Origin of the sequence: Alteraquisediminimonas sediminicola (assembly GCF_019740335.1) — a bacterium.
In the GTDB taxonomy this organism is placed as follows: domain Bacteria; phylum Pseudomonadota; class Alphaproteobacteria; order Sphingomonadales; family Sphingomonadaceae; genus Alteraquisediminimonas; species Alteraquisediminimonas sediminicola.
In genome coordinates, this window is sequence record NZ_JAHXZS010000001.1 from 534,203 (window position 1) to 547,722 (window position 13,520).

At 60.3% G+C, this 13,520-nt stretch carries 10 protein-coding genes and 1 tRNA gene; 5 read left to right on the forward strand and 6 right to left on the reverse strand.

The features are described 5' to 3' along the window. Positions 1-67 precede the first annotated feature (67 nt). Complete coding sequence (locus tag K6117_RS02645) at positions 68-1,519, reverse strand: FAD-binding oxidoreductase (RefSeq protein ID WP_425514684.1); 1,452 nt, start codon at positions 1,517-1,519, stop codon at positions 68-70. A gap of 100 nt (positions 1,520-1,619) precedes the next feature. On the opposite strand from K6117_RS02645, the gene K6117_RS02650 reads away from it, so the two are divergent. The 3 genes from K6117_RS02650 to K6117_RS02660 all read left to right on the forward strand — a co-directional run bounded on the left by K6117_RS02650 (position 1,620) and on the right by K6117_RS02660 (position 4,703). Next, complete coding sequence (locus K6117_RS02650; protein WP_221792195.1) at positions 1,620-2,099, forward strand: hypothetical protein; 480 nt, start codon at positions 1,620-1,622, stop codon at positions 2,097-2,099. A gap of 160 nt (positions 2,100-2,259) precedes the next feature. Then, positions 2,260-3,771 carry a TadA family conjugal transfer-associated ATPase gene (locus K6117_RS02655; protein WP_221792196.1) on the forward strand — a complete coding sequence of 504 codons (1,512 nt, stop codon included), beginning with the start codon at positions 2,260-2,262 and terminating at the stop codon, positions 3,769-3,771. An 80-nt stretch (positions 3,772-3,851) separates the two neighbouring features. Continuing rightward, on the forward strand, positions 3,852-4,703 hold the full coding sequence (locus K6117_RS02660) for a class I SAM-dependent methyltransferase (RefSeq protein WP_221792197.1): 852 nt from the start codon (positions 3,852-3,854) through the stop codon (positions 4,701-4,703). A 22-nt stretch (positions 4,704-4,725) separates the two neighbouring features. Here the strand turns inward: K6117_RS02660 and K6117_RS02665 are convergent, their stop codons facing one another. Both K6117_RS02665 and K6117_RS02670 read right to left on the reverse strand, forming a co-directional pair. Then, entirely contained in the window at positions 4,726-5,355 is a 630-nt protein-coding gene (locus K6117_RS02665) for a trimeric intracellular cation channel family protein (RefSeq protein WP_221792198.1), read from the reverse strand. Positions 5,356-5,566: 211 nt separating this feature from the next. Continuing rightward, positions 5,567-5,640 (reverse strand) — tRNA-Gly (locus K6117_RS02670). A 114-nt stretch (positions 5,641-5,754) separates the two neighbouring features. Here K6117_RS02670 and gyrB point away from each other — a divergent pair. Beyond that, a complete protein-coding gene (gene gyrB / locus K6117_RS02675) occupies positions 5,755-8,256 on the forward strand; it encodes a DNA topoisomerase (ATP-hydrolyzing) subunit B (RefSeq protein WP_221792199.1) in 2,502 nt (833 codons plus the stop codon). A gap of 48 nt (positions 8,257-8,304) precedes the next feature. Here the strand turns inward: gyrB and K6117_RS02680 are convergent, their stop codons facing one another. The 3 genes from K6117_RS02680 to K6117_RS14400 are packed head-to-tail and all read right to left on the reverse strand — an operon-like array spanning position 8,305 to position 12,064. Next, positions 8,305-10,116, reverse strand: a complete 1,812-nt coding sequence (locus K6117_RS02680) for an ABCB family ABC transporter ATP-binding protein/permease (RefSeq protein WP_221792200.1) — start codon at positions 10,114-10,116, stop codon at positions 8,305-8,307. Further along, positions 10,116-10,667, reverse strand: a complete 552-nt coding sequence (gene rsmD / locus K6117_RS02685) for a 16S rRNA (guanine(966)-N(2))-methyltransferase RsmD (RefSeq protein WP_221792201.1) — start codon at positions 10,665-10,667, stop codon at positions 10,116-10,118. Before rsmD ends, K6117_RS02680 begins: the two co-directional genes overlap by 1 nt. Then, positions 10,664-12,064, reverse strand: coding sequence for a pseudouridine synthase (locus K6117_RS14400; protein WP_246604773.1), 1,401 nt, complete (start codon positions 12,062-12,064; stop codon positions 10,664-10,666). Before K6117_RS14400 ends, rsmD begins: the two co-directional genes overlap by 4 nt. Positions 12,065-12,190: 126 nt before the next feature. On the opposite strand from K6117_RS14400, the gene K6117_RS02695 reads away from it, so the two are divergent. Continuing rightward, positions 12,191-13,489: an AmpG family muropeptide MFS transporter gene (locus K6117_RS02695; RefSeq protein ID WP_221792202.1), complete on the forward strand. Its 1,299-nt coding sequence runs from the start codon at positions 12,191-12,193 to the stop codon at positions 13,487-13,489. Positions 13,490-13,520: the final 31 nt, after the last annotated feature.

Below are 13,520 nucleotides of genomic sequence, written 5' to 3' on the forward strand. Positions count from 1 at the left end.
AAGTCATGTCTCCTGAATATCTCATTGGCTGATGGACCCTTATAGGGACATCAGTTCGCGCCTACGTCTATGGAATGCTGTCCTCTGGCGCAAGAGGCAGCAATTTTCCGGGGTTCATGATCCCATGCGGATCGAGCGCCTGCTTGATCGCCCGCAACATGTTCAGCCGTGCAGGCTCGGAAATACGTGCGAATTCCGCAAGTTTGATCTGACCGATGCCATGTTCAGCCGATAATGATCCGCCCGCCTTGACGACGAGATCATCGACAAACGCGGTCACATCATGGCCTTCGCGCACCAGCCATGCCTGGGAATCGGCCCCCAAGGCCGCCCGCACATTGAAATGGACATTGCCATCGCCAAGATGGCCAAAGGCGATCACCCGTACGCCGGGAAAGCGTTGCTCCACTGCGGCGGCGGCTTCCATCACGAAACGCGGCATATCGGACACCGCGACCGACACATCATGCTTGGCCGCCGTGCCGTCATGGCGCTCGGCCTCGGAAATACTGTCGCGCAAATGCCATAAGGCCTCGGCCTGCGCGCCATTGGCGGCGATCATCGCGTCCGTCACCCGGCCTGCATTGATCTCGTCTTCAAGCACCGCGCCAAATGCCATTTGCAGTTCATCGCCCGCCGTAACAGCGCCGCATTCGACCAGCACATACCAGGGGCAATCGGTCGCCAGCGGCGCACGCGTGCCGGGAATATGGCGCAACACCAGTTCGAGTGCGATGTCCGGGACAAGTTCGAACCCCTCCACCGAATCACCCAGTCGCTGCTCCAACCGCCGCAACAAATCGAGCGCCGCCTGCGGACTATCCAGCCCGACCCAAGCGACCACCCGCTGGCGCAACACTGGCACCAGCCGCAGCGTCACCGCCGTGACCACGCCAAGCGTCCCCTCCGCCCCGCACAATAATTGTCGCAGGTCATAACCGCGATTATCCTTACGTAACGACGCGAGGCTCTCGATGACGCTGCCATCCGGCAATACCGCCTCAATCCCCAGCACCAACGCGCGCATTGGCCCGAACCGCAGCACCTGCGTCCCGCCCGCATTGGTCGACACCAGTCCGCCGATCGTTGCCGAGCCTTTCGCCCCCAGCGACAAAGGGAAACGCAAGCCGACCTCCAAAGCCGCCTCATGGACATGGGTAAGAATCACCCCCGCCTCGACGACCATCGCATTATCCGCCTGACGAATGCTGCGAATCTTGTTCATCCGCCGCATGGACAGCAACAAGGCGCGCCCGCTGTCGTCCGGCACGGCCCCGGCCACCATCGACGTATTGCCGCCCTGCGGCACGATCGGCAGGCGATGCGCCGCCGCGAAACGAACGACCGCCACCACTTCGGCAAGAGTTGCAGGCGACACCATCGCCAGCGCCCGCCCCTGATATCGCTGCCGCCAATCGGTCAACCACGGCGCCATGTCATCGGGATCGCGAGAAAATCCGCGTGTCCCCAAAATGGCCGCAAGTTCTTCCAATGGTGGAATTGCATCGCTTTTGTTCATCATTATGGGGGTATATCGGCAACAGTCGTGATGGACAATTCATCCTTGGTTCAATCAGCAGTTGCTTAGGATCGCATCATGCCCAAGGAAACTGCCTGACATGCCCATGTTGTTGACCCTGTTTCTGACCTCCATCGCCGCGACGGCGCCCTTGCGGGCCGTACCGGTCATGGTTGAATCGAACCGGGTCGATTCGGATGTGGATCATCTGCGTGTGGCGCAGGTATTGGTGCAGGAACGGGTCATCATCCGGGTGCCGGTGCGCCCGCCCCCCATCGCCGCCCCGATTGAATACAAGGAGCGCAAAGGGCCGAAATGCATCCAATCGTCACAGATTGCAGGCGCAGCCGTCACCAGAGGCGGGGCCGTGGATTTCTTCCTCAAGGGCCGCCAACGGGTCCGCGCGCGGTTCGAACGCGAATGTCCTGCGCTGGATTTTTATTCGGGATTTTATCTCAAGCCCAATCCCGATGGACGCATCTGCGCGCGTCGTGACTCGATCCATGCGCGCTCAGGTGGCGGATGCGAGATCCTGCGCTTCCGAAAATTGGAGCCTCAACAACCTGATCGCGACGATTAAGACGCGCCGATTGCACAGATTTGCGCTTCTTTGCATCAATTCAACTGCAAAGGCTTGAAAGCCCTAGACCCCCATCCCACCGGAAAGTTTCCAATTCCTTCACCTTTTTCTTTTAAGGATAAGGCAGGTTTCGGCGAAAGTCGGTTTCGATGGAGCAATTATGACAGCATTCGGCAGGCGTGGTGGACTAACCGGAACAGGCGCAGTGCGTCCGTCCTTCGGTGTCGCGCGCCCCATGCGCAGTTCAAACCTGACATTGGGCGATGACGATCAGGAATCATCCCCCTCCCCATTGGACATGCCGCCATCGCTGTCCCCGGATATCATCCCGGTCCAGCTCGATGCCATGGCTCGGCTTGCCGAACGCGAGGCGACCTCCGGCGATCCCGGGCTGGTAAAGGCAGAAGGTTTCGAAGCCTCGGTCCACAAGATCAAGGAACAGGTCCTCCCGCGCTTGCTGGAACGTGTCGACCCGGAAGCCGCAGCCACGCTGACCAAGGACGAGCTGGCCGAGGAATTCCGCCCGATCATCTCGGAAGTGCTGGCCGAATTGAAGATCAACCTCAACCGCCGCGAACAATTCGCGCTGGAAAAGGTGCTGGTCGACGAATTGCTCGGTTTTGGCCCGCTCGAAGAATTGCTTAGCGACCCGGCAATCAGCGATATCATGGTCAACGGCCCGGACCAGACCTATATTGAACGTAAAGGTCGGCTTGAACTTGCCCCGATCCAGTTCCGCGATGAAGAGCATCTGTTCCAGATCGCGCAGCGCATCGTGAACCGCGTGGGTCGCCGCGTTGACCAGACCAGCCCGCTCGCGGATGCGCGTCTCCCTGATGGTTCTCGCGTCAACGTGATCGTGCCGCCGCTCAGCCTGCGCGGCACCGCCATCTCGATTCGTAAATTCTCGGCCAAGCCGATCACCCTCGACATGATGGCCAAGGGCGGCTCCATGTCCGAAAAAATGGCGACCGCGCTGAAAATCGCCGGGGCCTGCCGCTTCAACATCATCATTTCTGGCGGTACGGGTTCCGGTAAGACGACCATGCTGAACGCATTGTCCAAGATGATCGACCCCGGCGAACGCGTGCTGACAATCGAAGACGCCGCGGAACTTCGATTGCAACAGCCGCATTGGCTCCCGCTCGAAACCCGCCCGGCCAATCTTGAAGGCCAAGGCGAAATCACCATTCGCGATCTTGTGAAAAACGCCCTGCGTATGCGCCCGGATCGCATCATCCTCGGCGAAATCCGTGGCAGCGAGTGCTTCGATCTGCTCGCCGCCATGAACACCGGCCATGATGGCTCCATGTGCACGCTCCACTCCAACAGCCCGCGCGAAGCCTTGGGGCGTATGGAAAACATGGTGATGATGGGCGACATCAAAATGCCCAAGGAAGCCATTTCCCGCCAGATTGCGGATTCGGTCGATCTGGTCATTCAGGTCAAGCGTCTGCGCGATGGTTCACGCCGCATCACCAATGTGACCGAGGTCATCGGGATGGAAGGCGCCGTCATTGTGACGCAGGAATTGTTCAAGTTCGAATATCTGGACGAAGGCAGCGACGGCAAGATCGTGGGCGAATATCGCTCGATGGGCCTGCGTCCCTATACGCTCGAAAAGGCGCGCCAGTTCGGCTTTGACGAGGCGTATCTCGACGCCTGTCTCTAAAGGCCAAGTACCTAGTCTAAGCCCTTGCGAATTATACGCTACCGGAGCATGCTTGCACCTGCGCACAACAGGAGCACATCATGTCCCGTATCGCCGCCAAAGTCAGTTTTATTGCGCTCGTTCTTGGCACTGTTGCCGTAACTGGTGCATGGCTTGGTGCAGGCACCGCGACCGCCGCCGCCACGCAATCCGATACCGCGCTTAATGCCGCGATTGCCGGGACACACCGTTCCGATGCCAATCGCGCCCGTGATCAATATCGCCACCCGGCGCAAACCCTTGGCTTCTTCGGGATCAGGTCGCAGATGACGGTCGTGGAAATCTGGCCCGGCACCGGCTGGTACACCGAAATTCTCGCCCCCTATCTCGCCCATCGGGGCAAGCTGATCATCGCCAGCCCGCCGGGGCGCGGCTCCGCCAGCATCGAACAATTACTGGCATCCAAACCCGAACTTTACGGCAAGGTCGAACGCGCAAACTTCCCTTCCCTGCTCGGCGGCACGCCGGTCGCACCCGGCACGGCGGATATGGTCGTGACCTTCCGCAACGTCCATAATTGGCGCATGGGCGCGATGAATGTCGATAGTGCCGATTACAGCGCGGCGGCATTCAAGGAAATGTTCGATATGCTGAAACCGGGCGGCGTGCTCGGCGTGGTCGATCACCGGCTGAACGAAGATGCCGATGACGAAAAGGAACGGACCAGCGGCTATATCAAGGTCGCCACGGTCCGTGCATTGGCCGAACAGGCCGGTTTCCGCCTCAAGGCCAGCAGCGAGATCAACGCCAACCCCAAGGACAGCAAGGATTATCCGAACGGCGTCTGGACCCTGCCCCCGGTGCTGCGCCTTGGCGATCAGGACCGCGCCAAATATCTTGGGATTGGCGAATCCGACCGGATGACGCTCAAATTCGTCAAGCCGAAGCATTAAACCGGACTATTAAGCGGGGGCGTTACCGGCGATAGGTCGGCAGTTCCCAGCCTTTCACCAACGCCATGCCGCGCAATGACAGACCCGCGACCGTCGCGGCAAGCGCGGACACATAGCTTGGCAGGCCGTTAAGGGTCAAAACCACCATCAACCCCGATGCCAGCGCAGCCGCCGTCACATAAAGCTCGGATCGCATCAGGATCGACGGCTCACCCGCAAGCATATCGCGGATCACCCCACCCATGCAGGCCGTGAACACGCCCATGCTGAACGCGGGCAGCGGCGCAATGCCATAAGCCATGCCCTTGGCGGCGCCATAGGTTGCAAAGGCGGCAAGGCCGATGGCATCGCACCATAACAGCGCCCGGCCCGACCAGAACCGCACCGGGGTCAGCCACACCCCGATGGCGGCGATGCAGCAGATCAGCAGCGTCTTGTTTTCGAGCGTCCAGAACACTGGCGCATCAAGGAGAATATCGCGGATCGTGCCGCCACCGACCCCGGTTGCGACGGCGAAAAAGATGAACGTCACAATATCCCGCCGCTTTTCCGCCGCGAGCAACGCGCCGGACGCCGCAAATACCGCAATACCGGCAGCGTTGAGAAATTCGAGCACAGGCGCGATGGTCGCGGGCAACAGGGCGTTTTGCATAGAGGGTGCATAAACATTCCGCACCGCCCCGGCAAATGCGGTGTCTATTGCGGCATCAATCGCAACAATAATGGGAAGAGTTTAGCTTTGAGGCGAGCGATAAGGAATCGAACCACGCTCGTAGCGCCTTGGCGCGGAGAGCCATCAAAAGAATCGAGGGTTCCCCCAAGGCATGCGCCTCGGTCGCAAATTATGCTGTATGGGAAATATCTGGAGCGGGTGAAGGGAATCGAACCCTCGTCGTAAGCTTGGAAGGCTTCTGCTCTACCATTGAGCTACACCCGCTTATCCATGCACTAGCCGCCCACTGCCATGATGGCGCGATGCGGTCAACCGGCTTTCACCTATCTGAAGCTTGTTATGCTTGGCTTGCCGCGCCCCATTGCCTATAGGCTATGCATGACTGAAGAAACGACTTCCCAACCGAACTCCAACGAATATGGCGCCGACTCGATCAAGGTCCTGAAAGGCCTTGATGCAGTTCGGAAAAGGCCCGGCATGTACATCGGCGATACCGATGACGGATCAGGCCTGCACCACATGGTATTCGAAGTGTCGGATAACGCGATTGACGAGGCGCTGGCCGGTCATTGCGACAAGATCGTCATCCAGCTCAATCCGGACGGGTCCGTCACCGTCGAGGACAATGGTCGCGGCATCCCGACCGGCATCCACTCCGAAGAAGGCGTGTCGGCTGCCGAAGTCATCATGACCCAGCTCCATGCGGGTGGGAAGTTCGAAAACACCTCCGACGACAACGCCTATAAGGTGTCGGGCGGTTTGCACGGCGTCGGCGTGTCGGTGGTGAATGCGCTGTCGACCACGCTCGATCTCACGATCTGGCGCGATGGGCAGGAACATTACATGCAATTCGCCCATGGCGATGCCGTGGCCCCGCTGAAAATCGTCGGCCCCGCGCCCGCAGGCAAGAAAGGGACCAAGGTCACCTTCCTGCCCTCGCCCGAAACCTTCAAGATCACCGAATTCGATTTTGAAAAGCTCGAACATCGCTATCGCGAACTCGCGTTCCTCAATTCGGGCGTGCGGCTGTTTCTCGTCGATGCCCGCCATGCGGAACGGGTCGAACATGAACTTTATTACGAAGGCGGGATCGCCGCGTTCGTCAAATATCTGGACCGCGCCAAAACGCCGCTGTTCCCCGATCCCATCGCCGTCAATGGCCAGCGCGATGGCGTTGGCATCGATGTCGCGCTGGAATGGAACGACAGCTATTATGAAAACGTCCTGCCGTTCACCAACAACATTCCGCAGCGCGACGGCGGCACGCATCTCGCGGCCTTCCGCGCGGCGCTGACCCGCACGCTCAACAATTATGCGGAAAAATCCGGACTGTTGAAAAAGGAAAAGGTCACGCTGACCGGCGATGACATGCGCGAAGGCCTGACCGCCATCGTGTCGGTCAAATTGCCCGATCCGAAGTTCAGTTCGCAGACCAAGGACAAGCTCGTCTCGTCCGAAGTCCGTCAGCCGCTGGAAAGCCTGATGGCCGATAAAATGGCCGAATGGCTGGAGGAAAACCCCCAGCACGCCCGTTCGATTGTTCAGAAGATCATCGACGCCGCCGCCGCGCGTGAAGCGGCCAAGCGCGCGCGTGAACTGACCCGGCGCAAGGGCGTGATGGACATTGCGTCCCTGCCCGGCAAGCTCGCCGATTGTCAGGAACGCGACCCGGCCAAGTCGGAACTGTTCCTCGTCGAAGGGGATTCGGCAGGCGGATCGGCCAAACAGGGCCGCGATCGCCATTATCAGGCGATTTTGCCGCTGAAGGGCAAGATCCTGAATACCGAGCGCTCGCGCCTCGACCGGATGTTGTCGTCCAAGGAAATCGGGACGATGATTCAGGCCTTGGGCACCAGCATTCGCGACGATTTCAACATTGAAAAGCTGCGCTATCACAAAATCGTCATCATGACGGACGCCGATGTCGACGGCGCGCATATCCGCACCTTGCTGCTGACATTCTTCTACAGGCATATGCGACAGATCATTGATAATGGTCACCTTTTCATCGCACAGCCACCATTGTACAAGGTCGCCAAGGGCCGGTCGGAAGTCTATGTGAAGGACGATGCCGCGCTTGATGATTATCTCGTCGAGGCCGGCGTTGCCGCATTGGTACTGGAAACCGCCAAGGGCGCGCGTTCCGGCGCGGATCTGAAGACCTTGGTCGATCATGGCCGACGTGTCCGCAGCCTGATGCGCTATGTCCCGCGTCGTTATGACTCGACGATTATCGAGGCCTTGGGCCTGACCGGCGCGCTCGACCCGACATTGGAACGGGATGGCCGTGCCGAACGCTTGCAACTGGTGGCCGCATGGCTCAACCGCGCCGATCCGGAAGCCCGCTGGTCCGCCCGTATCGCGGAAGAAGGCGGCTATCACCTCGAACGCCTGTGGCGCGGCGTGACCGATCACCACATCATCGAACCGAGCTTCATCGTCAGCCAAGAGGCGCGTCGCCTACACAGCCTGATGGCCGAGGAAATGGACTGCTATTCCGCCGCCTCACGCCTTGTGACGGCGAAAAGCGTTGCCCAATCGGGCGAGGGTGCGGATGATCAGGCCGACGAAGGCGAATTGCCTGCGGTGGCGGCCAAGGGCGTGATCACGATCACCCGGCCTTCCGATCTGCTTGATGCAGTGATCGCTTCGGGCCGCAAGGGCCTGTCGATCCAGCGTTATAAAGGTCTGGGCGAAATGAATGCGGATCAATTGTGGGAAACCACGCTCGATCCGTCCAACCGTTCATTGCTGCGGGTTGAAGTGTCGCAGGCCGATATGGCCGATGAAATCTTCACCCAGTTGATGGGCGATGTCGTCGAACCCCGCCGCGACTTCATTCAGGAAAACGCCCTGAACGTGGCGAATTTGGACGTGTAAAAGATAATTGTCCCTCAGACGCCATCCGGCGCTTGAGGGACAAGCAAACTACGCCGCAGCTTCTTCAAAGCCCTCATTGGCCTGCCGCGCCCACATTTCGGCATAAAGCCCTTGTTGCGCCAGCAATGCCGCATGGGTGCCGCGTTCGGCGATTTGGCCCGCTTCCAGCACGATGATCTCATCCGCCTGCTGGATTGTGGAAAGCCGGTGCGCGATCATGATCGTGGTGCGGCGTTCGGCCACCTCGGTCAACGTCGCCTGAATTTCCGCCTCTGTCCGGCTATCAAGCGCACTCGTCGCCTCATCAAGGATTAGGATCGGCGGATCTTTCAACAAGGTGCGCGCAATCGCCACCCGCTGTTTTTCGCCACCCGACAGCTTCAACCCGCGCTCGCCCACTTCGGTCGCATATTGCTTCGGCTGGGCCGCGATAAAGTCATGGATCGCCGCACCGCGCGCCGCCGCCTCAATCGCCGCCTGATCGGCCCCTGCCCGGCCATAGCCGATATTATAGCCGATGCTCTCATTGAACAGCACCGTATCCTGCGGCACAATCCCAATCGCCTGCCGCAATGACGTCTGCCGCACGCGGCGAATATCCTGCCCATCGACCAAGATGCAGCCACCCGTCACATCATAAAAACGGAACAACAACCGCGCGAGGGTGGATTTGCCCGCCCCCGAAGGCCCGACAATCGCCAGGCTATGACCCGCTGGCACATGAAAGCTGATCCCGTTCAAGATCTGTCGATCCGACTGATAGGCAAAGGCGACATTGTCGAACGTCACCGCCGCCCCGTCCAGCGCAAGCACCGCCGCATCCGGCGCGTCCTCGACCTCGGTCGGGGTATCGATCAGTTCGAACATCGCCGCCATATCGATCAAGCCTTGGCGAATGGTGCGATAGACCATGCCCAGCATATCGAGCGGACGGAACAATTGCGCCAGCAACGTATTGACCAACACCACATCGCCAACCGTAAACCGCCCTTGCGACCAGCCCCAAACGGTAAATGCCATCGCACCCGCCATCATCAGATTGGTGATCAACGACTGGCCGACATTCAGCGCGGCCAGCGAGTTTTCCGACTTCACCGCCGCATCGGCATAGCGCTTGACGACGCGAGAATATTGCTCAACTTCGCGGTCTTCGGCGTTGAAATATTTGACGGTTTCGTAATTCAACAGGCTATCGACCGACCGCGCCACTGTGGCCGTATCAAGGTCGTTCATCTCGGCCCGCAATTTGGCGCGCCATTCGGTCACGGTGCGGGTGAACCAGCTATAAAACACCACCATGACGGCAGTGGCCGCGACCAGCCCAAAACCGAATTTGACCCAGAAAATCGCCATCACCGCGATCAATTCAATCGCCGTCGGCGCAAGATTGAACAGCAGGAAATAGAGCATCGTGTCGATGCTCTTGGTCCCGCGTTCGATCACCTTGGTCACCGCCCCGGTGCGCCGCCCCAGGTGAAAGCGCAACGAGAGTTGATGCAAATGGGCAAAGACATTGACCGCCAACCGCCTCGTCGCATCCTGCCCGACCCGTTCAAACACGGTATTGCGTAGATTATCGAACAACACCCCGCCAAATCGTGCGCCCGCATAGGCCATGACCAGCGCCATCGCCAATCCGATTGCCGCCTGCTGATGCCCCGGCGCCATGCGATTGACCGCCGCGCCATAAAGGAAACCCATGCTGATCTGCACAGCCTTGGACAGCAGGATCAACACCATCGCCAAGATGATCCGCGCCCGCAACGCGGGCTGATCCTTCGGCCATAAATAGGGCAAAAAACGCCGCATCACGTCCATGCCGGGCGTGGGAACGTCCTTTGTCTCTTCCATCGGCGGCATTAAGCAACGGCCTCATAACGGAATAATTGCAGCCGCGCCTTGCCATGATCGCGCACGACATCGGGTGCGAATCCGGCTACGTCCAGCACTTCATTCTTCTTCGTTTCGACGCTGATCAAGGAATGCGGCGCAAACCAGCCAAGGCGGCCCAATTTGTCCATCGCCACGCCGCCAGCACCCGTTTCATAAGGCGGGTCCATCATCGTCAGATCATAGGTCCGCGTCGCCTGACCAAGCGTCAACACGCTGCCTTGGCGCACGACGGCCCGCGTGCCTGCCCCCAATTTCTCGATATTGGTCCGCAGGCAATCCAGCGCCGCCTTATCCTGTTCCACGAACACAACCTCCGCCGCGCCGCGCGACAAGGCTTCCAACCCCAACGCGCCAGAACCCGCAAACAGGTCGAGCACATGCAAGCCCTCAAAACTGCCCAACCGACTGGTAAGCATCGAAAACAGCGCCTCACGCGTGCGATCGGCGGTGGGGCGCGTCGTATCGCCCTTGGGCGCGATCAAATTCCGCCCCCGCCATTCCCCGGCAATAATCCTCACGCTTTCTTCTCCAAGCTATTGCGGAAGACCACGAGATCGTGACGACGCACCTCGCCAATCTGGCCCGCCGTCAATTCGCCAATCTCGAACGGGCCGTAAGAAGTGCGGATAAGTCGTGAAACTTCCAGCCCTAAATATTCAAGCACGCGCCGAACTTCGCGATTTTTACCCTCGGTCAGTTTCATCTCGATCCAGACATTGGCCCCGGTCCGACGCTCTAAATTCGCGTTGATCGGGCCATAGCGCACGCCCTCGATCTCGACCCCGAGCATCAGATCTTCCAATTGCTCCTGCGACACCTTGCCATAAGCACGGGCGCGATAGCTGCGCTCGATCCCGGTGGACGGCAGTTCCAACTGACGCTTGAACTCGCCATCGGTGGTGAGCAGCAACAGCCCTTCGGTGTTCATATCAAGCCGCCCGACCGGCACAAGGCGCGGCAGATCCTTGGGCAGCACATCATAGATGGTCTTGCGCCCCTTGGGATCGCGTTCAGTCGTCAACACGCCGCTCGGCTTATGAAACAGGAACAGTCGCGCCGGGGTCGGCTGTTTGACCGGCACGCCATCCACGGTAATGCCATGCAATGACGTCAGGATGGTCGCGGGTGTATCGATCACCACCCCATCACGTGCCACGCGGCCTTCCTCGATCATCCGCTCGATTTCGCGGCGCGAGGCCACGCCCGCACGGGCCAGCAGCTTGGCGATGCGCTGTTCATCCTTCGGCTCCGCCATCACGGCCTTGGAAAAACCCCCACTCTTCCCGGCGCCCTTGGCACGCGCCGCCACCATGCGTGAACCAGACCGGCCCAAACGCGGCGCATTGGGATCGACAGCGCCCGGCCTGCCCCGGCCCGGCCCCTTATTCGGGCCTCTGCTCGGGGCGCGCTCTGGCGCACGATCTGGATGACGTTCAGCGCTGCGCTCCGGCCCGCGATCCGGACGGCGCTCAGCACCACGCTCCGGCGCACGATCCGGGCGGCGTTCAGCGCCACGTTCCAGCGCGCGATCAGGGCGGCGTTCAGCGCCACGTTCCGGCGCGCGATCTGGACGACGTTCAGCGCCACGCTCCGGCCCACGATCCGGGCGGCGTTCACCACCACGCACAGGTCCACGATCTGGACGACGCTCAGCGCCACGCTCCGGCGCGCGATCCGGACGACGCTCAGCGCCACGTTCCGGCCCGCGATCCGGGCGGCGTTCACCGCCGCGCTCCGGCGCGCGATCAGGGCGGCGTTCACCACCGCGCTCCGGCCCGCGATCCGGGCGGCGTTCCCCACCACGTTCGGGGCGACGGTCAGGGCCGCGATCAGCCCCTTTGTTATCCGAGCCTCTATTGCCCGGACCTCGACCTGCACCACCGCCAGCACCTCTGGCAGCGCCTCCGCCGGACATAGGTTTGCGAGGGCCGCGTGGGCCGGATGGAGCGCGTGGTGGTCTTTGTGTCATATCGGGGCTGGCCATAGCGCGAAATTGCGCTAGTTTCGCGCATTAATTGCATATTCATCGGGGAATACACACATGGCGTCGGGTGAAGCGGCTGGTAACAAGAGCATCTGGGCCGCATTTCACCCCTATTTGGAACGCGGGCCATTGGGCGCGTTCTTCCTCGGCATCTCGTCCGGCTTCCCTTATGCGATGATCGGCGCGACGCTCACAACCCGATTGGCGCAGGATGGAATCGACAAGAAAACCGTCACCGCCTTCACCTTTGCCTTTCTCGTTTACAATTTGAAATTCCTCTGGGCATGGATGGTCGATGGCGTCCATCTGCCGATTATTGGCCGATTGGGTCAACGCGTCTCATGGATGCTGCTGACCGGCACCTTGGTGTTTGCCGCCGTCATCAACCTCGCCTTGGTCGATCCCTCGGCCCATCTCGGCGCAACCGTCACTGCCGCCGTGCTGGTCGGTATTGCAGGCGCGACGTTCGACATCGTGATCGACGCCTATCGGATCGAGACCTTGCAGCCTTATCAACTCGGTATCGGGTCCGGCATGTCGCAATATGGCTGGCGGATCGGATCTGCGGGCGCGGGCGCGCTGGCGTTGGTGCTGGCGGATCGCATGGGCTGGAGCGCCGCCTATATGGCCTGCGCCCTGTTTGCATTCCCCGCCATGATCGCCGCATTGGTGCTGGGCGAACCGGCCCGCCATCGCGAACCGACGCCGCGCAAGGGGCTGGCGCATAGCTGGGCCGCGATCAAAGGCCCGCTGGTGGAATTTTTCCAGCGCAAGGGCGCATTGCTCGTGTTGCTGTTCATTCTCATCCACAAGATCGGCGATACGCTCGCTAACCTGACGTTCCGGCTGCTGTTCGACGATCTGGGGTTCAGCAATGATGAAATCGCGGTGTTCGATATCGGCGTCGGTTTTTGGGCCTATCTCATCGGTATTTTCGCGGGCGGCATGATTTTCGCCCGGTTCGGCCTCAAGAAATCAGTGCTGTTCGCCTTGATCCTGATGTGCGTGTCGAACTTCTCCTTCGCCCTGCTGGCGGCGGCGGGACACAGCAATATCGGCATGGCGGGCGCTATCGGCTTTGAAAATGCGGCCAGCGGTTTTGGCGGCGTGGTGGTGGTCGCCTATTTCTCGGCCTTGTGCGATCTGCGCTTCACCGCGGCCCAATATGCGCTGATTTCTGCGGGGGCGAGCATCGTTGGCCGGTTCGTGACCGGGGCGAGCGCAGGGGCGCTGATCGAGACAATGGGCTATGTGAATTTCTATCTGCTCACGACCCTGCTCGCAGTGCCGGGGATCGTCCTGTTCTGGATCATGTTGCGGATGAAAATGGTCGAAGAGCCGAACGGCCACGCATAAAATTTATTCTGGCTGGACGTTGATGGCAAAG